This is a genomic window from Acinetobacter sp. NyZ410, assembly GCF_022828975.1.
In the GTDB taxonomy this organism is placed as follows: domain Bacteria; phylum Pseudomonadota; class Gammaproteobacteria; order Pseudomonadales; family Moraxellaceae; genus Acinetobacter; species Acinetobacter guillouiae.
On the sequence record NZ_CP094620.1, the window covers coordinates 3,275,566 to 3,298,251 of the forward strand.

At 38.9% G+C, this 22,686-nt stretch carries 19 protein-coding genes and 1 riboswitch; of the genes, 5 read left to right on the plus strand and 14 right to left on the minus strand.

What is annotated here, in order from left to right:
• Positions 1-41 precede the first annotated feature (41 nt).
• The 3 genes from MTO68_RS15635 to MTO68_RS15645 are packed head-to-tail and all read left to right on the plus strand — an operon-like array spanning position 42 to position 2,276.
• On the plus strand, positions 42-1,046 hold the full coding sequence (locus MTO68_RS15635) for a 2OG-Fe(II) oxygenase family protein (RefSeq protein WP_244013328.1): 1,005 nt from the start codon (positions 42-44) through the stop codon (positions 1,044-1,046).
• Positions 1,043-1,930 carry a hypothetical protein gene (locus tag MTO68_RS15640; RefSeq protein ID WP_244013330.1) on the plus strand — a complete coding sequence of 296 codons (888 nt, stop codon included), beginning with the start codon at positions 1,043-1,045 and terminating at the stop codon, positions 1,928-1,930. Before MTO68_RS15635 ends, MTO68_RS15640 begins: the two co-directional genes overlap by 4 nt.
• Positions 1,931-1,946: 16 nt before the next feature.
• Complete coding sequence (locus MTO68_RS15645; protein WP_244013332.1) at positions 1,947-2,276, plus strand: multidrug efflux SMR transporter; 330 nt, start codon at positions 1,947-1,949, stop codon at positions 2,274-2,276.
• 257 nt (positions 2,277-2,533) lie between these two features.
• On the opposite strand, the gene MTO68_RS15650 is transcribed toward MTO68_RS15645, so the two are convergent.
• The 9 genes from MTO68_RS15650 to MTO68_RS15685 form a co-directional block, all read right to left on the minus strand.
• Positions 2,534-3,556, minus strand: a complete 1,023-nt coding sequence (locus tag MTO68_RS15650; protein ID WP_004822748.1) for an ABC transporter substrate-binding protein — start codon at positions 3,554-3,556, stop codon at positions 2,534-2,536.
• On the minus strand, positions 3,553-5,364 hold the full coding sequence (atzF, locus tag MTO68_RS15655) for an allophanate hydrolase (RefSeq protein ID WP_244013334.1): 1,812 nt from the start codon (positions 5,362-5,364) through the stop codon (positions 3,553-3,555). The genes MTO68_RS15650 and atzF overlap by 4 nt, the downstream gene beginning before the upstream one ends.
• 12 nt (positions 5,365-5,376) lie before the next feature.
• Positions 5,377-5,811: a hypothetical protein gene (locus tag MTO68_RS15660; protein ID WP_004822751.1), complete on the minus strand. Its 435-nt coding sequence runs from the start codon at positions 5,809-5,811 to the stop codon at positions 5,377-5,379.
• Positions 5,812-5,815: 4 nt separating this feature from the next.
• Complete coding sequence (locus MTO68_RS23130) at positions 5,816-5,950, minus strand: hypothetical protein (protein WP_279578594.1); 135 nt, start codon at positions 5,948-5,950, stop codon at positions 5,816-5,818.
• Positions 5,951-6,387: 437 nt separating this feature from the next.
• The gene (locus MTO68_RS15665) at positions 6,388-7,122 is read right to left on the minus strand and encodes an SLATT domain-containing protein (protein ID WP_244013336.1); all 735 of its coding nucleotides are present in this window, start codon (positions 7,120-7,122) and stop codon (positions 6,388-6,390) included.
• Between the two features lie 92 nt (positions 7,123-7,214).
• Positions 7,215-10,820, minus strand: a complete 3,606-nt coding sequence (uca, locus tag MTO68_RS15670) for an urea carboxylase (RefSeq protein WP_244013338.1) — start codon at positions 10,818-10,820, stop codon at positions 7,215-7,217.
• Positions 10,821-10,822: 2 nt separating this feature from the next.
• Positions 10,823-11,491, minus strand: coding sequence for an urea amidolyase associated protein UAAP2 (locus tag MTO68_RS15675; protein ID WP_244013340.1), 669 nt, complete (start codon positions 11,489-11,491; stop codon positions 10,823-10,825).
• 11 nt (positions 11,492-11,502) lie between these two features.
• Positions 11,503-12,258, minus strand: coding sequence for an urea amidolyase associated protein UAAP1 (locus tag MTO68_RS15680; RefSeq protein WP_244013342.1), 756 nt, complete (start codon positions 12,256-12,258; stop codon positions 11,503-11,505).
• Between the two features lie 30 nt (positions 12,259-12,288).
• Positions 12,289-12,390: riboswitch (guanidine-I (ykkC/yxkD leader) on the minus strand.
• Between the two features lie 481 nt (positions 12,391-12,871).
• A complete protein-coding gene (locus MTO68_RS15685; protein WP_004724679.1) occupies positions 12,872-13,786 on the minus strand; it encodes a LysR family transcriptional regulator in 915 nt (304 codons plus the stop codon).
• 319 nt (positions 13,787-14,105) lie between these two features.
• On the opposite strand from MTO68_RS15685, the gene MTO68_RS15690 reads away from it, so the two are divergent.
• Positions 14,106-14,768: an epoxyqueuosine reductase QueH gene (locus tag MTO68_RS15690; protein ID WP_081401080.1), complete on the plus strand. Its 663-nt coding sequence runs from the start codon at positions 14,106-14,108 to the stop codon at positions 14,766-14,768.
• 22 nt (positions 14,769-14,790) lie between these two features.
• On the opposite strand, the gene MTO68_RS15695 is transcribed toward MTO68_RS15690, so the two are convergent.
• The 3 genes from MTO68_RS15695 to MTO68_RS15705 all read right to left on the minus strand — a co-directional run bounded on the left by MTO68_RS15695 (position 14,791) and on the right by MTO68_RS15705 (position 19,653).
• On the minus strand, positions 14,791-16,179 hold the full coding sequence (locus MTO68_RS15695; RefSeq protein ID WP_244013344.1) for a methylenetetrahydrofolate reductase C-terminal domain-containing protein: 1,389 nt from the start codon (positions 16,177-16,179) through the stop codon (positions 14,791-14,793).
• A gap of 379 nt (positions 16,180-16,558) precedes the next feature.
• The gene (locus MTO68_RS15700; RefSeq protein ID WP_244013346.1) at positions 16,559-18,661 is read right to left on the minus strand and encodes a TonB-dependent siderophore receptor; all 2,103 of its coding nucleotides are present in this window, start codon (positions 18,659-18,661) and stop codon (positions 16,559-16,561) included.
• Positions 18,662-18,873: 212 nt separating this feature from the next.
• Positions 18,874-19,653 carry a helix-turn-helix transcriptional regulator gene (locus MTO68_RS15705; RefSeq protein WP_034611840.1) on the minus strand — a complete coding sequence of 260 codons (780 nt, stop codon included), beginning with the start codon at positions 19,651-19,653 and terminating at the stop codon, positions 18,874-18,876.
• A 96-nt stretch (positions 19,654-19,749) separates the two neighbouring features.
• On the opposite strand from MTO68_RS15705, the gene MTO68_RS15710 reads away from it, so the two are divergent.
• Positions 19,750-20,568 carry a sulfite exporter TauE/SafE family protein gene (locus tag MTO68_RS15710; RefSeq protein WP_244013348.1) on the plus strand — a complete coding sequence of 273 codons (819 nt, stop codon included), beginning with the start codon at positions 19,750-19,752 and terminating at the stop codon, positions 20,566-20,568.
• A gap of 127 nt (positions 20,569-20,695) precedes the next feature.
• Here MTO68_RS15710 and MTO68_RS15715 read toward each other — a convergent pair whose 3' ends face one another.
• Together MTO68_RS15715 and MTO68_RS15720 are read right to left on the minus strand one after the other, a co-directional pair.
• Positions 20,696-21,532 (minus strand): class I SAM-dependent methyltransferase, encoded by an 837-nt coding sequence (locus MTO68_RS15715; RefSeq protein ID WP_034618319.1) that lies wholly within the window; start codon positions 21,530-21,532, stop codon positions 20,696-20,698.
• Complete coding sequence (locus tag MTO68_RS15720) at positions 21,532-22,515, minus strand: AraC family transcriptional regulator (protein WP_244013350.1); 984 nt, start codon at positions 22,513-22,515, stop codon at positions 21,532-21,534. The genes MTO68_RS15715 and MTO68_RS15720 overlap by 1 nt, the downstream gene beginning before the upstream one ends.
• Positions 22,516-22,686 lie beyond the last annotated feature (171 nt).

A 22,686-nucleotide genomic window follows, 5' to 3' on the forward strand; every position in this document is an offset into this window, starting at 1 on the left:
TCGCTAAATTCTTTGTTGGACGGCCAACCTTGGTGATATTCATGTCAAACACATATGTTTTACCGCTTGTGGACATTTCTTTACTCTCCAGCCCTGAGCTTCAAGATCGACTCACGGTCGCACACGCTTTAGATCAGGCATGTAAAGATGTTGGTTTCTTATATTTAACAGGAGAACAATTTAAACCTGAGTTATTTCAAAAGCTTTATCACACTGCCCAGCAATACTTTGCCCAAGATACTGCCATTAAGATGCAGCATTATATTGGCTTATCAGAAAATCATAGTGGTTATGTGCCGATCGGTGAAGAACGCTTTGTTGAAACAAGTTATGATCTCAAAGAGGCCTATGATGTCAATTATGATCACCAGAGCCAAGCAGATCGTCGCCCCTTGGTTGGCCCAACACAGTGGCCTGATGACCAGATATTTAAGCAGCAAGTCACTGCCTATTATCAGCATATCAAAGCGGTTGGGCATGAAATTTTCCAAAGTTTTGCACTGGCACTAGGTCTAGATGAGCATTATTTTGATGCACATATTTCCAAAGCCCCCAGCCAACTTCGCCTAATTCATTATCCTTACCATCCTGAAATTCAGGATAAAGAAGGTATCGGTGCGCATACCGATTATGAATGTTTTACTTTACTCTTACCCACAGCGCCCGGATTACAAGTGCTTGATAAAACGGGGCAATGGATTGATATCCCCCTGCTTGAAAATACATTGGTCATGAATATTGGCGATATGATGGAGATTTTATCCAATGGCCGATATTTAGCAACCAAACATCGTGTTAAAAAAGTGGCTGAAGAACGCTATTCATTCCCATTTTTCTTCTCTTGTGATTATGACTATGTAATTCAGCCTTTAATCAAAGATCAGCCTGCACAATATGCGCCTTTAAAAGGTGGTGAACATCTTTTTAATCAAACCGCACAAACCTTTCAGTATCTCAAAGAAAAAGTAGCACGGGGCGAAATTCAACTTGAAAATGCCCGCCCGCTTTATTCATTTGGTTTAAACCAAAATGAGGAGTCGAAATGAACTTATTAGACCTCTGTACACAACTTAAACCAACGGATGACTCAACCTGCTTATTGCCCCAATACTTATTGGGTGCTTTCCGCCGTAAGAGCATTACCTTTGCCAATGGTTTAACCGATGAAAACACCCTCGTCTATTGGTTTCAATCCAAGACATTTACCATTGATTTACGCTTAAAAGACCCTAGATCAACACCCGTTTTAGAACGACAAGGTTGGGTTGGCGATACCCTTTGGGATGCTCAAAATCAATTGCTTTCATGGCATCTCAGCAGTAATTATCAAAATCATGTGCAATGGCCCGAACCTGCCAAATTGTATTCGATTGGCAATGCCATACTCGAGTTTTCACCCAGCCATGCTTATGTTGAGGATTGGCGTCAACAAGCGACGCGTGGCATTTATCTTGGCTTACGTTTATTTAAAATTGAAAATACTGAGTTAAATACCAGTTATCCTACGGATGGCGGCTTGATCCTTTGTGATCATTTTATTGCCTTTGCCAAGTCTCGACATCCCGATATACAACAGGCTTTTAAATCTGCTGAGACGTTATCAGACGCTATTTCAAAGCAACAGATCAGTCTAGAAGCTATCCAAGACTATGAGGTTTCGATCAGTTTTGATCAACAGATCATTGATCTTAGTACTGTCACCGACAAAGTTGGAAGCAAGATTGATCTTGAAAATTTCCAACAGCTTGATCACAACACACTGGTACAACAGCGAATTATCGATGGTGAACATTGCCGTTTATATTTCACACTTGATGTATTTCAGGCAGATTTTTGTTTTACAACACTTACGGGCACTTCAACTGCTAGCCAAAATTGGTTTGATCATGAAGAAAATCACCTTTTCCATCATGCAAAAATAGCCTTATAAGGAATATTTTCAAGCAATGTCTTTTTTATATTTAATCATTGCCATTGTGGCAGAAGTCATCGCGACTTCTGCCATGAAAGCCTCAAATGGTTTTAGTCAGTTGTCTGCATCGATCATCACCGTGATCGGATATGCGGTTGCCATTTATTTTTTATCACTGACCATGAAAACGATTCCTGTTGGTATTACTTATGCGCTTTGGTCGGGTGCAGGTATTATTTTAGTCTCTTTAGTCGGCTTCTTTTACTACAAACAACACTTAGATTTAGCTGCAATCATCGGTTTGATATTTATGATTATTGGAATTTTAATTATTCATCTTTTTTCAAAAAGCACAGAAATATAATCAATAGATATTTATATTTTAATGTGATTGAAGTGATGCCCTTGTTATTCAATTTAAACTTAACTTGCTGATTTTTTATCAAATCTACTAAAGTGAAAATTTTAAAATTTGTTTAGTTTCTAATGCGGCTCTAGCATTCAAATCTGTTTAAAGTTTGCGATTAATCTCTATGCTCTAAATAAAACTTTTGCAGCTAAAAAAATAGCCCAAGACATGCTTAGGCTATTTTTCAAATTATTCGACTCTTTTAAAAAACATTATTTCAGCTCTTGTAACAATGTTGGATAAATCAAACCATCGACATTTTGTTCAGTTTTATAAATCCCATTTTCCACGTTGAATTTATTGACGTGATACGACGAGCCATAGATCGAATCAAAGCCATTGCCTTTACTAAAGACTTTTTGATTGGCTTCTAAATCAAGTAAATGGGTACCATTCACCATCGTTTCGTATTGTTTTGGATCAACCCCAGAACGAATTGCCATAATTTTTACAGCATCTGCATGTGTCGCAGGATCATTGATGTATTTCACCGTCTTGTCCCACACTTGAAGGATCTTTTTCCATTCATCTTTATGTGCAGTTAAATGACTCATATTTACGGTCAAGGTGTCATAAATTAAACCGGGTTTATCCTTCGAGGTATAAATGATTTTTGATCCTGCAACCGCTTTCAATGCCTGACTGGCTACAGGTTGCCATACTGCAATCGCTGAAACATCGGGGCTGGATAGGACTTGCGGTAATTGATTGGTCGCAGAATTGACCAATTTGATTTCATTGATTGGGATTTTTTGATCTGACATTGCTGTTGCAAGGAGCAAGTGATCGACCAGACCTTTTTCAACACCAACAGATTTACCTTTTAAATCCTGAATACTATTGATCCCATCTTTGGCAATAATCACATCATTGCCCGCAGAATAGTCCGTCGCCATAATCATCATGCCTTGGGTACCACCTGACGCCGTCACCAAGTTATCGCCATTGGTGACAAATACCGCATCTAATTGATTGGCTGAAAAGGCTGAGAGTGATGCTGAATAATCAAACCATTTAAACTCAACATTGAGACCAGCTTCTTTTAACCAGCCTTTTTCAATCGCAACCTGCCATGCCACAAAACCGGGCCAATCACTATAACCGATGGTGATTGCTTTCGCATTTGCTGAAGCTTGAGTAGCTTCTTTCGCTTCTGGAATTTTTGCTGTGTTGTCACAACCAGCGAACAACATCGCAGACAATAGTGATACTGATAATAAAGATTTATGGATCATACAGAAACGCCCCCTGTTTTTTCGCCTGTAAATTGTGTATTGGTTTGATTTAGCGACTGTATATATGCACGCCACCCCCCAAAATGACTGATATCTATAGCGTCATTGATTGCATAGCCCTCGCAGATAAAACCTTTAACCCAACTACCATCTTCAAGTTGTACATTACCGATTCCTAACGGCGCTGGAACTTCTGCAACGATTGCCCCAAAATTTGCCAATGGAATATCCCAAACCTCAACTTCAATAGACGTTCCTGTTGCATCAGATTGCAGACCGGGTTTTGCTGGACTGGTATTTTTTAAAGCAAATAATTTGTAATTTTTAGCGGTATAGTTTTTGTTTAATAAAGTCCCTTGACGTGTAGTGAGCTGAAAATTAAGTGGCATCGCTGTTAAATGTGCGCCCACTACCGCTAACTTGACTGAATTTTTCGAAGTAATCTCAAGCGTTTTTTGATAATGCTGCTGAGATTTCCCCAATGTAAGCGCTGTCAGTGCTTGCCATTTTTGGGCAAAATTTGCCAAAGCTTGATCGTGCCAAGCAGGCGCGATAAAAGTCACTCCACTGGGTAAACCATCTGCGCGAATTGTATTGGGCAATGCTATTGCAGCTAAATCGGCAAAATTAACAAAGTTGGTATAAGCCCCCATGTGTGAGTTCTTTATGATGGGGTCAGCTTCAACATCAGCAATAGAATAAATCGTGGGTGAGGTCGGTACCATCAATGCGTCATAGCCTTGTAAAGCCAAATTAATTTTTCGAGCCAATACAGCGCGTTTATATTCAGCTTGAAGTGCATCGGTGGCGCTAAAGCTATCTGCTTGGGCAATGATTTCAGCGATAACAGGATGTGCTTGTTCGCGTGTTACCACTTTTTCGACCGCTACTGTTCGTTCAGCAACCCAAGCCTCGTTATAGAGTGCTTTGGCAAGTGCATTAAAATTCGTAAAATCAATATTTTCAACTTCATAGCCGAGTGATTGAATTCTTTCTACAGCGATTGCGAAAGCTTTTTCAGTTTCGCTATCACCATAAAACTCAAGCTGTGCGGGTATGGCAATTTTCCCTTTAGAAAACTGAGTCGGAACATTGGCGGGGTGAGTGCGTGAATATTCATCTGTTTCATCATAGCCCTGCATAACACTGGCAACCGTCCAAGCATCGTCACTGCTCAAAGCAAAGATAGAAATTACATCAATTGTTCTACAAGCAGGCATTAAGCCTGTGGTTGAAAACCAGCCTTTGGTCGGTTTAAGACCAACAATATTGTTATGCCCTGCTGGCACACGACCCGAACCTGCTGTATCGGTCCCTAAGCTAAATGGCACACTACCATTTGCAACCGCAACCGATGAACCAGAGCTTGAACCACCGCTGATATATTCTGGATTAAAACTATTTTTGACCGCACCATAAGGTGAACGTACCCCGACCAATCCCGTTGCAAACTGGTCAAGGTTGGTTTTTCCAATCACCACAGCACCGGCTTTTTTTAACTTGGCAATCACCACTGCATCTGTGGTTGCTAAATATTCAACGTCTTTACACGCGGCGGTGGTATGGAACCCTGCGACATCGATATTGTCTTTAACAGCAAATGGCACACCGTATAAAGGTAAATCAGCTATATCTTGCTGTTTTAACGCTTCGATTTGTGCCTGAATTTGCGTGGCAGATGCGATTTCAATCCAAGCATGATCGTCATTGTGAATGGTTTTAACATAATCGATTAAACCCTCAATCTTGATTTGCTGACTGGTATATGCATTTTGCCAGTCTTGGATCGTCCATAAGTCTTGCATCACTCTACTCCCGATTTAATCATTTTGCAGAATTGGTGGCATCACAGCATCCATCAGCTCTAGATGCCCTTTGATCACACCCTTGAGTGCTGTAAATTGTTGGCTTATATGCCGAAGCTCAGAACTTGCCCCTTGCATCAGCATGACTTGTAAAATTTTTTGTTGATCAAGTTGAATATGCAGTGAACTGATCACTTGTGTTAAAAACTGTTGTTGTAAATCAATTAGTTGATTTCGAAGTGGCATTTGTCCTGCATCATAAAGGATGGTCAAAGTGCCGACCATAACTTCATTTGCTTGCGCCTGTTCCGCAATCAGGTGTTTATTAATCATGTCAACAATCGCTTGAGAGCGACTTTCGTAGTGCTGATCAACAATTTTCTGATCGAGTGCATTTAGCGTTGCTTCAGGTACAGTAATGCTGATTCGAGCCAACTTTTGTTTAGCCACAAACTTATCCTTTTACCTTGTTGACAGAAATTTTTTGAGTGTTTTGTTTGATATATACGCCTGCACGTACACTGAATAAATCAATAAAAAATGCTTTAAGCGGATGTGTTTTTTTGACTGTTGCTTTGACATGATTCATAGCACAACTCCATCTCAGTATTACCAAATTAGGTTTTTGTATTACTGATATAACAATGCAGAAAATGTGCCAGTTTTTAACCACGTTTTTGCTGGTTTTAGCGTGTATTTATGGATGATTTTTGGGCAAAAATAAATTAAATGCACAAGCATAGCGCGATTAATTGATAATTACAGAAATACTTACTTTTTAATAGAGAAGCCCTATTTAGTAATTTTTTTTAATAAGTTCTGTATTTGAAAGAACTTTATAAATCATAGATTTATTTAATTATAGCTTATCTAAAAATATATTTTATAAATATTTTTCTTAAAATAACACTTCGCATTAAAGCTAAAAATCAACAAACTCCATTTAAAATTCATTTAGATCCAAATCATTAATAAAAAAATAAAACATTTATTAGATTTTTTAATAAAATTAATTGATAATAATCTTTATTGAGGAGGGACTCCACCTAAATACATTGGCAAAATTCCTGTAACTCCAACCATATCAAGAATAAAAATAGTCTCAATTAAAATCATTAGTGTTGGTAAAAAGAATGGAAATAAAGATTGCATATATGACTTTATTATATACCAAAATCTCTTCAAACCAGTAATATGAAAATCTTTGGTTTTTTCAAGCATATATTTCAAATAATCTAGACGTGTATGATTTTCTGAATCTTTCACAGCATCATTATAACGCTCTTGAATAGTAATCAATATATCTTTTTCTGTTGATTTTGCCCTAAGAATTCGTATTAAGTCCTTTACTTTATCTCCACATTCATTTAAAGCAATTGATCTTGCATCATATCTAGCTGTTGCATTAATTGTTGAATAAACTAAGACTGCAACTGCTAAAAAAACTTGCATAAGATTTAATACTTTTGGGTAAAAATGTAAATGAATATCTGTATTCTGTATTAACGGTATTAAAATCAATCCCAAAGAAAGATAAGTTGCCGTAAATAATGAGAAATTATTTAAATACTTTAACCTAACAGAAGCGTTAAAACGACAACTAGCAGTACTCCTCATACTATCCAGTAACATATCATGAGGAGTTTTAGATTCAGACTTTTCTATAGGATATAAACTAAATAACCACCTCCATAAACTAACGAAAATTTTTATCATTTTCTTAATACATGGATGCCACTTTATACAATCTTCTTCACTCATTTATTTATGCTTTTTAAAAATTCACGCCAATTTATTAATTTCTAAATAAAATGTCAATAAAAAACCACCCTTAGGTGGCTCTTTTTATTTAATCAGGCTACAGGTGCCAAGGTAAACAACACCTGTCCAGTCTTAACCGTCTGGCCTTTTTCAATGGTGATGGCTTCTACCTTCATCCGTTCAGGTGCAACAATCGGAATTTCAATTTTCATCGCTTCAATCACCGCAAGGGTTGCACCTTCTTCAACAATATCTCCAGAAGCACATTCGATTTTCCAAATTGAACCTGGCATATGTGATTCAACTGCACAACCACCTTCGGGAATACTGACCGCTTCACCATCCTCTACAGTATCTAAACTTTCAGATACATATTCTTGTAAACCTGCGGCATGCCAACGACGGCGCTCTGCCTCAAAGTTGGCTTGTTGAGTCTGTTTAAAAGCATGAATACTGTCCTGATTTGCAGCAAGGAAATCATTGTATTCTTTAAGATTAAGCACACCCTCTTCAATACGCAGTTGCAAACGCCCTGCTTTAAAATCTTCACGCATTTGTAGTAATTCTGCTTCTGAAACCTCATAGAATTTAACCTGATCAAAGAAGCGTAATAACCACGGCTTGCCAGCTTCAAAATTGGCATTTTTACGATAACGGCTCCACATTTGTGTGGTACGTCCCACAAATTGATAGCCCCCGGGACCTTCCATACCATAAACACACATATATGCCCCACCGATACCAACAGCATTTTCTGGTGTCCAAGTTCTTGCAGGGTTATATTTTGTTGTGACCAAACGCTGACGCGGATCAAGTGGTGTGGCTACGGGCGCACCTAAATAGACATCACCCAATCCCATGACCAGATAATTGGCACTATAGACCACATCTTTTACCGCTTGCTTTGATGCTAGGCCATTGATACGACGAATAAATTCAATATTATCAGGGCACCACGGCGCATCAGGACGGACGATTTGTGTATAGCGCTCAGTCGCCAATTGGGTTTGTGAATCTTCCCATGCCAGTGGTAAATACACGGTCCGTGAAGGCACTTGCATATTGTGTATATCCGGCAGTTCCGCTTCCGCATGTTGAAGTTTTTCCAAGAGCTCAAGTTGATCAATTTGAATTGAATCAAAATGAATTTGTAATGAACGAATCCCCGGGGTGAGATCAATAATTCCGTGGATATTCTGCTCTTTTACCCATTGCATCAAAGCATGAATACGGAAACGTAAATTTAAGTCTAAAACCAGATCACCATATTCAACTAATAAATAGCTATTCCCCGCAGGTCGATAAGTCACACTCGGTAAATCTGCTTGTGCTACGCGTGTGGCTAAAACAGCATTTTCTAATGTGTCATTTTCCGCGTGGAATACAGGATTAAAATTTACCGCATCTGTGTCAGAAGCAATAAGACTTTGATGATATGTTTGATCCAAGGCTTTTGCTTGCGCATAACTGATAGGAATAAATTTAACTTTATCGCCTGCTTTAAGTTGACCAATTTTCCAAAGTTCAGAATGAATCACCACTGCTGGACAAACAAAACCACCTAAGCTTGGACCATCAGGCCCTAAGATGATCGGCATGTCGCCTGTAAAATCAATCGCACCAATTGCATAAGCATTGTCATGGATATTTGATGGATGTAAACCTGCTTCACCGCCATCTTCACGTGCCCACTCAGGTTTTGGGCCAATTAAACGAATACCGGTACGACTGGAATTATAGTGAATCTCAAACTGGTTGCTAAAGAATCTATCAATATCGTTTTTGGTAAAGAAATCTGGTGCGCCATGCGGACCATACATCACTGCAATTTCCCAATGACGCGCAAATTTAGGGATTTGGTCTGCGGCTAAACTTTTGCTTTGATCAGATGAATATTCAGTAATCGCAAGCATATCGCCAATTAATAAATTACGCCCTGCATGCCCACCAAACTGCCCCAGTGTAAAGGTTGCTTTTGATCCTAAATATTCGGGAACATGGAAACCACCTTTGATCCCAATATAGCTTCGGCATCCAGTGCTCATTGTTCCACACTTTAACACCTGACCTTTTTTAACATTTACGGTTTGCCACATTGGAACCAGTACGCCATCCAGTTTAGATGGCATGTCGCCACCAGTAATCACAATTTGACTATCACAATGAAACTTTAAACTTGGCCCTTGTAAGGTACATTCCAATCCAGAAGTATTATATGGATTGCCTAAAAGTTGGTTGGCGACATTTAAACTTAAAGGATCAATTGCACCGGATGGTGGGACACCCACATCCCAATACCCTAAACGACCAGTAATATCCTGAATTGCGGTTTGAATACCGGATTGTAAAACCTCAATTTTTTGGGTTTTCCATACAAAGTTATTTAAGAAGCGTGTGGTTTGTGTCCCTGAATTAAACACCTCACCCGCAATAATATTTTGTAGGTATTCCAGATTGGTTTCAATTCCTGCAATCTGTGTATCTGCCAAACTAGATTGCATGGCTTGGATCGCTGCATCTCGATCTGACGCCGTCACAATGATTTTGGCAAGCATAGGATCATAAAATGAAGATACAGTTGAACCAGTTTCGACCCATGTTTCGACCCGTGCATTCTGATCAAATTGCACATAGGTCAGCAAGCCTGCGCTGGGTTGAAATTGTTTAATCGGATCTTCCGCATATAACCGAACTTGAATCGAATGTCCTTTTGACGCTAATTTTTCAGTGGGTGCTGTCCAATCACCACTGGCCAAAGTCACCATCCATTCAACCAGATCTACAGCATAGACTTGTTCCGTCACGCCATGCTCAACTTGTAGACGGGTATTCACCTCTAAGAAATAGAACTGCTCGGTTTCAGTATCCATCACAAACTCAACCGTACCTGCTGAACGATAATTCACAGATTGCATAAGTTGAATTGCGACAGTTTGAATATAGTCACGTTGCTCATCGGTTAAATGCGGTGCGGGTGTTTCCTCTATGACTTTTTGATTACGACGTTGTACAGAACAGTCGCGTTCTCCTAAAGCCAACACCTGCCCTTTTCCATCACCAAAAATTTGCACTTCAATATGTCGAGCATGCTGCACAAATTTTTCTAAGTACAAACCTGCATCTTTAAAGTTGGCTTGGGCCAAATACGAAACGGTTTGATAAGCGTCTTTGAGTTCAGCTTCATCCCAAACCAAACGCATACCGATACCACCACCACCTGCAGTACTTTTTAACATCACAGGATAGCCAATACGTGCTGCTTCGGTGACTGCTTCTGATTCACCAGAAAGCAAAGAACTCCCCGGCAACAGTGGCACTTGGCTTTTAATCGCCAGTTCGCGCGCCGTATGTTTTAGACCAAAATCCAGCATTTGGCTTGAGGTTGGCCCTATAAAGGCAATACCCTGACTTTCACATAGGTCACAAAACTCCGCGTTTTCAGACAAAAAACCATAACCCGGATGGATTGCTTCAGCGCCAGTTTGCTTGGCAATTTCTAGAATTTTTTCAATATTTAAATAACTTTGTTGTGCTGGTGCAGCACCAATACAAAATGCCTCGTCGGCTAAAGTCACATGTAAAGAATCTTGGTCAGCTTCTGAGTAAACAGCGACGGAAGCAATGCCAAGTTTTTTAAGTGTACGAATCACACGACAAGCGATTGCACCACGATTGGCAATAAGAACTTTATTAAACATATTTATGCTCCCATACCATTGTGTACCAGCAATTGAATTTTCGTTGGGTTATAGCCATTACATGGGTTATTTAATTGCGGGCAATTTGAAATCAGTACGATCAAATCCATCTCTGCTTGAATTTCCACATATTTTCCAGCGGCAGAAATACCATCAGCAAAGGTTAAATGGCCGTCCGAGCTGACAGGCACATTCATAAAGAAATTAATATTGGGGCCGATGTGCCGAACGTTTAACTGATGTTTTTGTGCAATTGGATGTTTGGCTAATGCATACATAAAATTATTACGGCAACTGTGCATAGGATAAGTGTCATGCGCATAGCGAACCGTATTACTTTCACATGAACAGGCACCGCCTAAGGTGTCATGACGACCGCAGTTATCATCGACAATCACCGCAATTGCACGGCCTAAATTACTGTATAAGGTTGTCCCTTTTTCAAGGTAAACATGCTGATTAATGGCCAGAGTATCTGTTGCGCTATAACGTTCTGCTGGGTTTTCTGCTGAAATAAATAAGGTATCGACGGCTTGATTGCCTTCTAAATCAACAATACGGAAATATTGGCCTTTTTTTACTTCGCCCATCCATGCTTCACCCGCAGGACACACTTCATTTAACAAGGCTTGATCTAAAATAGGTTTTTCGATTGAAGTTAAAATGCTCATGCTGATTGTCCTTAAATGCGTGTGTTGTGAGATGAACTCAGCGCGTAATAACGCTGGTTATTGTCAAATACACGTTGATTTTGCGGACATGAGTCTCGACAAATATCGTTTTCTGTTAAGGGCAATGCGGTAAAAAGACCCATTTCTATATCAGCGGGGGCATATTGCGCTGAATGATCTAAACCATGCGGTGCAGCCGATAAGAATACAAAACAATCCATTTCAAAACGCAGTTCAATGATTTGCCCAGTATTGTCTGAGCCAATATAAGACAATGCACCGGCATCATCTGGGGTCACTTTTGAAAATAAATTCACTGTTGCGCTAAGGTCGATTTGCCCAAGTGAATATTTGCTCATTTCAATCAGCAAACCATCTAGACCATTTTGAATCATTTGATTTCGGGCATCTTGGAATGTCTTTACTCCAAAAGTAGCTTGGATTTGTTCTGGACGACTTGGACCACACAAAGCGTCATTCCAGCCATGATCATCATGAATAATTGAGGCCATAACCCGCCCCAAATCGGAATACAACACATGACCTTGAGTTAAAAAAGCAGTATGTTGCCCTTTTAAACTATCTGGCATATTAAAACGCTCAAGTCTGTCATGGGCATTCACACAAAATAAAGAGACGTTGGCATCGGCAGATAAAGCTTTAAATTGAAGTACGCTTCCTTTGGGAATGCGACCTGACCAGTGATGTCCACCGGGTAATTTTTCAGACCAAATGACCTGTTGATCATGATAATTTGTCGTATGCATAGCCACTCCTGTTCGGATAGTTTATTGACTTCCTCCCGGGCTTTTATCCCTCCGTGTAGTTCTTTCGAACCGCGAACTCTCGGTCCAGACATACTCTTTTAGACAAGTATCGGAACCCTAGATCACTTTTTATAATTTTATTTGATGCAAAGGATGTGCCAATTGAGTATTACGTTTTTAGGCTTTAGTAATACTAATTTTGTGCGATAAGAGTGCATTTCAGGACATCGAAAGCAAAAATGAGTTATTAATGAGCTAAAAAATGGCAAAGGTGTTAAATAAAAATCCGCTCTAAATAAACGGTCTCTAATTGAAAGCCATCTCTAATAAATTCCTTTTCTAAAAGAAACCTGTCAAAGAAACAACACAGCGCAAAAATATTTAAGTTCGTCGATAGGTTGGCGTAGGGCATGGCAAACCTTGCGCTGCAAACAAAGCCAAGCTTTGTTTTTGCTCATATTCTGCTTAAGAAGATAATTCAGGAATATAGCGGAAACACACGATAAAAAACACGCGCTCATTCAGGCCAAAACCAACCTGAGTCAGCGCGTGCTAAAATGATTCATGGTACTTAGCAAGTAGGTACTACACGATGACTCATTAATAATACATTTTAGTAATACGTTGCTCTTTTTTTCGAGAATTTATCCAATTGCTTGAGAAAGCCATCAAAATAATCTTTTTCTTTTTCTTCTACACGATAACCTGCATATAAGGTTCGACGTAAACCTTCAGGCGCGACACAATCTAAACGGCGAGAAACCACCCAGCCCTTTTGCTCATATTCATTGACCACCCAATCAGGCAGTGCTGCGATACCATGACCACTTGCCACAAGTTGAATCAACATTTGAGTTAAGTCTGTGGTGCGAATATGTTTTGGCTGAATATTGGCAGGAATAAATAATCTCGACATGATATCCAGTCGATGTTTATCCACTGGATAGGTCACCAAAGTTTCTTCCGCCAACTCTTGCACCGTAATTTCTTTCATTCGCGCCAAAGGATGCGTGATTGAGAGCACCAATCGCGATTCATATTCAAAAATTGGAAAATACTCTACCCCTTTTAGCGCAATTGGATCTGCTGTAATTAATAAATCAAACTCACCAGTTTGTAATAACTCATGCGGATTGGCTTCAAATCCTGAGGCAAAATCTAAATCTACATCTGGGTATTGTTGACGATACTGATTCAGCAATGGCATAAGCCAATCAAAACAACTGTGGCATTCAGAAGAGAAAACGATTCGTCCCGTTTGCCCATGTACAATACGGGTAATATCAGACTGGGCAATTTGCACTTGTGGCAAAATATCATCAGCAAGTTTCAGTAATCGTTGACCAACATTAGAAAAACTCACTGGACGTGAGCGACGATTCACCACTTCGACACCAAACCATTGATCTAACTCTCGAAGCTGGTGTGATAAAGCAGAAGGTGTTAAACACAAATCTCCTGCTGCCGCAACCAATGAACCATGTTCACGTAAAGCAGTGAGTGTTTTTAGATGTCGAAGTTCTAACATTCCGTCATTACCAAATTAATATGTTAAAGGTGATCTGGCTATAGCATAACGGATTGATGGCGTTTATGTTTAATTATTTTCACTTAAATTTAAAATTTGTTATTTTTATTCATTTTTAAATAATACGTAAAACATTGAGGATACTTCTACTCATCCATACAATTAAATCACTCCATTTTTGAATGAACGAAATCTGGCGATTTAAAATATCATCCTTAAAAACTTTCAGCATAGACTGAAAACATTTCAGTGAATTCAAGCACCACAAGACTTTAAAACTTTTACAATAGAAGATTATTCATTTTTTATATTGTTTAGCATGACTCTGGAACGCCAAAAGCTCACACTCCCCCAAGGCCACGACAAATTGTTGCTGCATTCATGTTGCGCGCCGTGCTCAGGTGAAGTCATGGAAACCTTAATTGAATCAGGCATCGACTTTTCAATTTTTTTCTATAATCCAAATATTCATCCAGTCAAAGAATATTTAATTCGCAAAGAAGAAAATATTCGCTTTGCTGAGAAGCATAATATTCCATTTATTGACTGTGACTACGATACAGACAATTGGTTTGAACGTGCCAAAGGTATGGAAAATGAGCCTGAAAAAGGCATCCGTTGTACCATGTGTTTCGATATGCGTTTTGAGAGAACCGCACTCTACGCACACGAACATGGATTTAGTTTAATCAGCAGTTCATTGGGCATATCGCGTTGGAAAGATATGCAACAAATTAACGGCTGTGGAATTCGAGCTGCCGCACATTACCCACAAATTGAATATTGGGATTATAACTGGCGCAAAAGCGGCGGTGCACATCGTATGATCGAAATCAGCAAACGTGAAGAATTTTACCAACAAGAATACTGTGGCTGTGTTTATTCACTGCGAGATACCAATCGCTGGCGTATGAAAAACGGTCGTGACCGAATCAAATTAGGTGAAAAGTTTTATACCAATGCGATGGACGAGGAAAATTAATTTATTCAAACTCGTCCCTTTATCACTGCTTCACATACCAGTTTTTCCAAGAGCTGGTTCCACGTACTTCTATCGGTACAGTTGGAATCAGCTGTTTTTTTAATACCTGAATTTGATCGACCTCTTCAGCCAATCGAGCTTTGATAGAGTGTATACACTCTCGATCCCCAAATTCACAACGGTCTAAATGTGTGCCACCGCATGGACCATTTGCCAGACCTTTAGGGCAAGTTTCAGGGCAAATATATAAGGTTTCAGCCAGCCGACACTGACCACAGCTCTCACACCCGACAATAAAGTGCTTACTCAAATATTCCGCTTGTAATAGTATTTTTGCTGCAAGGGCTTTATTCCAAAAATTCGCACTAAAAATATAAGCACCCAGCCCTTTGACCAAACTGGAATTAAACATGGTACTGTGAATGGTATCTAAAAATTGATATTTCACTTTCTGATGCAAATTACTCAGCTTAGACTTTTCTACAGCAGCTGGGCGTAATTCATTGCCCGTTTTAAGCTGCCATAATTGAGTCCATAATTGTTCACATTGTTTAAGATCAAGATGTTGATACTGTTCAATATAACTAGTTAAAATCGCTTGCTCATCGGCTTTATGGCACGCAGAAAGATGCACACCAGCATAACCAATATGCTGACAAATCAAAATTTGTAAAGCACAACGTAAATAAGTATTTTCAGTTTGATCAGAATCATGTTCTTGAGCCAACACTTCAAGCATATGTGGTGTAATCACAATACCTGCAACGTTATGTTTCAGCATAAATTTCGCTCGTGCTAAAGTCAGCGGCATCACACAAGCAAGAATTTTTTGTGTATAGTTTTCTTCAATTAAAAACTCATGCGCTTGTTTAAGTGCCACGAGGTCAAAGCCCAACTGGGTAATAATATAATCAGCGCCGGCTTGTAGTTTTTTATGTAATTTTAAATACTGCGCTTGTTTTTCTGCTTGGCTATATTTAAACGGATTCAAAGCAACGCCAATATGAAAGCCGCCCTGTTGTTTGGCAGCGATGACCGCATTCACCGATTCTAAATAGCGTGTTCGAGCATGGCTACCTTGCCCATCATGATGATGTTTTAACTTATCGCCAGTCAGTAACAATAAATTTTGCTGTCCGTGTTGTTTAGCTTGCGCTAGAAACAGATTAAAATCATGTATATCTCGACCTTTACCTGCATAGTGCAATACTTTTTCAATCTGCTGCGGATAAGATTGTGCAGCAATTAATAGTGCAATATCGTCATCTGAACGTACTCGATCTGACAAAGTCATACATACAGGAAAGCCCGCCAGCTGTGTTGCTACAGGCAATAGCTCTTGCATCGAAGGCAAATATTCCACCAAACAACAAAATTGGTTTTGCGCAAAGTATTGGGAAAGCTGAGACATAAAAAAATTTAGATAAATACAGCAAAATAAATAGGCCTGAATTATAGAATGTTTTAAATCGAATTGCTGTAATCATAAAATGCTTTTCAAGCAGATCTCTGCATAATCGACATCATTCACTGCATCTTAATTTAAGCTTTTTAATCACTTCTCAATAGGAGCAATGGTTTTTATTACGATGGTAGAAATTAGACATAGTGTTGTTCTAAATTGAATATCTTAAGGTTTTTACTCGATTAGCCATTATTCTAATAAATCCGAGTATCTTTAATTCCAACTTTTTATACTGAAAAAAATGGGTATTGTCTCCAATACCCATAAAGCTTATGTCTTAGCATTAAATTCAAATAGTGAAAATAGCATCTAAACTAAGCTACTGTTAATATTTAAATTTCACATTCAGACGAACCATCATAGGATCTCCCCAATTGACCAATTGTGCATTTGGTGTGGTCCCTGCCAGATACTCTCTATCAAATAAGTTTTTAATCGTTAAACCTGCGCCCCAATTCTTGGCTTCATAACCCGCATTTACATCAAATAAGGCATAACTTGGTAAGTAGACAAAATCTGTACTACGTTGTGCTGTTCGAGAACCTTGATAACGAATCCCTGCGCCAATATTCCAACCTAATTTATCTGGGCTAAAATAGTACTGGGTGGATAATGAACTGGCATTTTTAGGTACATGATTGGTCCGTTTGCCAATATCACTGGCAATCACACTTTCAGTGACTTTTGCTGTTGGGATATAGCTATAGGTTGCTGTGGCATTCCATTGATCAGTGAGTGCCGCCGCTATTTCTGCTTCAAAACCTTTGGTGACTTGTTCACCTGTTTGGATTGAGAATTTCTGAGAGATATCTGTTTCAGTCACATTTTTACGGGTCAGATCATAATAGGCAATATAGCCTTGTAGACGCTGATCCAGTGCTTGTAACTTAACCCCGACTTCGGCCTGTTTACCCTCTTCAGGATTCAACAATTGACCATTTTCACCAGCATCTGTTACAGGCATAAATGAGGTTGAATAACTGATATATGGTGCAAACATATCATTGATACGATACATCACCGATCCACTGCCCGTAAATGCATTGTCAGAGTTTTTGCTGTTGCTATTTTTTAATACATCGTCAATTTCAACCTGAGTCCAATCGTGTCGACCAGACAATCCAATAATCCAGTGATCATCTACTTTAATTGTATTGCGTAGATAAAGACCCGTAAATTGGCTATAGGTCAATTGCTGTGTTGGCGCGCCCAGTTTGGTACTGGTGATTCCATAGACTGGATGGTTAGCATTAAAAGAGTTGATGGTATCGTTTCTACGATAGTAATCACTACGCTCTCGCATCATATCGACACCCACCATCACATCGTAATTGATCTTTCCAAAATCAAAATTACGTTGCAGGTTGCTGTCTAAAGTATAGTTGGTATCTTGCTTATCTTGATTATTTACAGAACGTTTAATGTCTGGTAAAGGACTGTTACCTGATGCCAATATCGGATTGCCTTGGGTATCAGTTTTGGTAACCGCAAAATTTTGTTTAAACACCCAAGCATTGTCAAAGTAGTGCGCATAATTTGCACCAAGACGATAAACATCGACGTCATAACCATGATCAGGTTCACCAAAGAATAGGCTTGAAGGGTATTTTTTATAATCGCCTTTGCTATAAGGAATGCCCTGTTGACGGATGTATTCACGGTATTGATAGCTGGCAATGACGGATAAATCATCTTTATCGCCTAAATCAAAATTGTAAGATGGAGCAATATATTGATTTTTAAAATAAACATGGTCAGTCGGGTCATCTTGATCAGAGACCCGTCCTACAATACGAAAAGCGCCTTTTGCACGATTATCAGGGGCATAATTTAGGTCAAATGTACCTTCTTTTAAACCATAGCTTCCATAACTTAATGTGCCTTTGTAAGCGGTTTCTGCTTGTGGGCGTTTGGTGGTTAAATTGACTAAACCGCCTGGCAGCGCCAAACCGAAACCAACTGAGGTGGGACCTTTGACCACTTCAATAGACTCTAAGCCTGAAATATCTTCCGCTCGTAAAACATTATCCGATGCTTGGATACGTAACCCATCAATATAAGTTTGTGAACTGGATATTTGTCCACGAATAATAAAGTCATCCCAGCCTCTTCGTCCATATTGACCAGAGGTCACGCCTGCTACACCTTCTAAGGCTTCTGCTACTGTTTTTGCTTGCTTTTGTTCAATTTGCTGATTGGTGATCGCACTAATCGACTGAGCTGTTTCAAATAAAGGCGCTTTAGATCGCAATACCGCACTTGCTGTTTTTGCTGCATAAGCTTTTTTATCACTGTCTGCTTGTACGATAATCGTTGGCAATTTATTGCTTACAGCATTTTGCGTTATATCTGATTCTGACTCAGCATGAGCGGTGGATAACATGATGGCAAAAACTGAAAATGCGAGGGAGGATTTATTAAACTGCATTAAACAATGACCTAAAAACTTGAAGCTTAATTATAATCATTTTCATTTATATTTATCACTATTTTTTTACGCTTTCCTTTTAGTGACCTATGTATGAAAGGAATAACCCTTTAAATAAAACATGCTTTTTCTAATAATTCGACTGTATCAATCACATCACTGATAAGTTAGGCTTATTTTTTATAACGATTGGTCAAAAACAATAATGTATTTTATTTGGATGTTTTATTTTGCAGATGACTCATATATTGAGTCGGGCTTAAACCCAAAACGCGATGAAACATGGTGGTGAATGCAGCAGGATTTTTAAAGCCAAAATCATAAGCAATGTGCTGTATCGGCTGATTTTGAATTAATTTTTCCAGACTTAACAATACACAAGCATGTTGTCGCCATTTTGAAAAAGACATCCCAACTTCACTTTTAAACAACCGACTAAAATGCCGCTCGCTGATATAAAGTTGTGTCGAAATTTCTTCGGGTGATAAATGAATATTGGGCTGCTTTAAGAACTTTTGGCAAATTTCTAAAATGGCTTTATTTTCTGGCAAAGGTAAATGCAGTTCAATTTTTTCGGAAATAGCCAGCTCAGTTAAAATCAATTCTTGAATCAGCTCATCATGTCTTGAAAGCGGTTCATTTAACGCGGGTGCTTTTAAAAGTAATTGTCGAAGCAAAGGTGAAATTGACAGCACTTCGCAACATTCAATCTGCCTAGGGACATCTTCAGGAAGGATATACAAACTACAGGTTTTAACATTAAACAAAGTCAGTTGATGCGGAACTTGCGGTGGAATCCACACCGCCCTTTCAGGAGGAATGATCCAGTTTCCTTGTGGTGTTTCTACATGCATCACACCCTGAGCAGCATAAAGTAATTGTGCTCGTTTATGGCTGTGCATCTTCAACACATAATACTCAGCATACTGCGTTTCTATCGCAATCATTTTATGTTTTAAATGCTCAACACTATGAATCGAGATTTGTTTCATATCCCTGTCTGATTTGAGTAATTAAATGCGGAATATAACAAATTTTACCAATCGAGAAATCCTTAAACTGGTATTTATTTTCAAAGATCTCTGTGTATGGAACTCTATCTTATTTTATTGGTTGCAGGATTTTTCAGTGGCATACTCACCATATTATTTGGTTTTGCCGGTGGCTTTGTTGTTGTTCCTTTGGTTTATTCGACAATTCGTATGCAATATCCAATTCATTCTACCGCTTATGATTTAGCTTTTAAAAGTGCAGTTGCCACCTCATTATTGTTGATGGTGATCAACTCTGGATTGGCAACTTATCAGCAATATAAACAGCGAAAAATACACAAACAATATCTTTTTCCAATCGCATATTGGATTGCTGCTGGCGCAATTTTAGGCACTTTACTTACCCTGAATATTTCATCACACCTGTTAAAATGGGCTTTTGCGCTCTATTTGTGTATTACAATTTTTGATTGTCTGCTTCGTCAATTTAAACAGCCCCACTCAAATCCACAAGCAATAAGAGTACTTACCAAAACAGAACAAGGTCTAGGCGGAATCTTTATCGGCGGGATTGCATCCGCGTTGGGTGTCGGAGGCAGTGTAATGACTGTTCCGCTGTTCCGTCGCTGTGGTTTGGATATGTCTTCATCGGTTGCCCTAGCCAATCCTTTGAGTATGCCGGTTGCGATTGCAGGTTGTATCACCTTGATCATTGGGCAAATTATCCAACCACAACATCTAGGCACGCATTTTATTGGCTATTTTTACTACCCTGCTTTAATTGCGTTGATTATAGGCGGCTTTTTAGGCATGAAATTGGCAATACAATGGACCGGAAAATTATCTAATCAAATGCATGAGCGAGGTTATATCCTGTTACTCACGCTGGTTTTAATCAGTATTTTATTTCAATAAGGGAGACTGTGGCTTACAGACTTGGAGATTATCTGTTAACAATCCAACTAAAAACCAAGCCATATATCATTTAACGTTAATACTTTTAAATTTGATCTATGGCTCGATCAAGTAAAATTAAAATACACTAGCTAATTTTAAATATGACAATACGTGAAGAAGTTTTGAGTTTTGGCACAATTGACATTAGTGTCGTGAGCATCAATCCCATTCGATGCCAACCTTTAAATTGATTAAACAAATAGGTCCGCACATGCTTAAGTTTGGGATGCCATGTTTCAATGTCTTTTTCATCATCCAAACCAAACTTAAATGTGGCTTTGGTTTTACTTACAGTATCGTGTAAAGCAGACTTAGTACTCATCCAAGCATTGAGCATGTCAAAATGAATTTCAGCACCTGAAAACCGCTCGGCTAAAGCAGTTAACACCTGTTGATTTTGGGCTTGATTGAAGTACATCAATACCCCTTCGATCACAAACATAAAATGACCATTGGGATGCGTTTCTTTTAATTGATCCATCCACGTGGTCGATAACATTGAACTTGCAATAAAGTGTTCATTTTTATGCGCGGATATCAGTTGCTGACGTTGCTCAATGACTTCAGCAATATCCAATTGATAAAACTCAGCATGTTCAGCACTGTTACCGATACGTTGTATACGGCTATCTAAACCACAGCCTACAAATACAATAATCGGCTGATGATTAAGATAATGATGAAGCTGAATAAAGTCTTTAACCTTCTGATCAAAATGTGTTGAACGCAATGCAACACCAACCGACGTGGCCTTCTTGTTTTTATATTTTGAAAAATCATAATCAATTTTTTCCACCAACTCACAGGCTGTTTGATCATTGATTAAGGGATTTTTTTTCTGCGTTTCAACGGATTTGGCATATAAGGTAATCAGTAGCGTGTCTGCAATCTCATCTTGCAAGTTAAGCGATATTTTTTTCATTACGCATTCCTCATGTCATTTAGATTTATTTTTGCAAATAATGCTTTGGGTGATTTTCCATAAAAACGAGTAAACGCAACTGTAAAATTATTGGGATATTGATAGCCCACCTGCCACGCCACTTGAGCCACGTGCAAACCTGACTCAAGGAGGCTGTGGGCTTGTTGCATCCTCAATTGCAATAAATATTCAGTCGGATTGACCCCATACAGCTTGATAAAACAGGCTTTGAATTTATATACATTCATACCGATCACACCGGCGATATACTGCATCGTCAATGCTTGATCTAATTGATTGATCATTAAAGCTTTGGCTTTTTCCAAATTTTGCACATCCTGCATACTCAAGTTTGCAGATGAGACTGCTGATTCATCAGGCGCAATGAACGGCAACTGTTCTGATAACAAACTCAGTGCATGAATATGTTGTTGTAAGCTATGTTGTGGTTGGTTGTCGCGCTGTACCAGTGAATGTGCCAATGCGCAAGCATGGACTTTACTGGTCCTTGAAACAGGCTGAAAAGCGATTGGGTTGATATGGTTTGGGAGAAATAATGCCTTGAGCTGTTGTGAGCTTAGATATTTACTCAAAAATTCCGAAGTCATAATCAAGCGAAGTTGAGAAACCGTCTGTTGTTTTTGATAGTGACGTATTCCTTCAATGGATGGAAAAGTGTTGATACTGATATGGTCCGCTTTAAAACTGAGCTGCTCTGCATTCTTACTCTGATATTTTGAGCACCCTTGTAATCCAACCGTCAATACCATCACGGGGTTTGGGTGTGTTGCTTGGGTTTCTTCTTCTAATGCATATTGAGGACAATAGTGTAATTGGTTAATCAACAATCCATCTTCAATCTGTAAAGTGTCTGCATAGCAATAACCAAAATCTTCAGGCAAGCCAATACATTGTTGCCGTGAAGAGATCTCTTGAACCGAACGCGCTACATCAACCCGCAGACGATGATGTAATTGTGTCATCACTCAATCCTCCATCTAGCTGGAAACTTCATTCCGCATAGTATTTTCTATAATCCGCATATAATAAATAATAATCATTCTCATTTATTGAGTCATCATATCGTATCTTTGGATCGAATGTCTAGACTGAATGTTCTCGGCATTGCCTATGTAATTTTAAAAGGTGCTTTT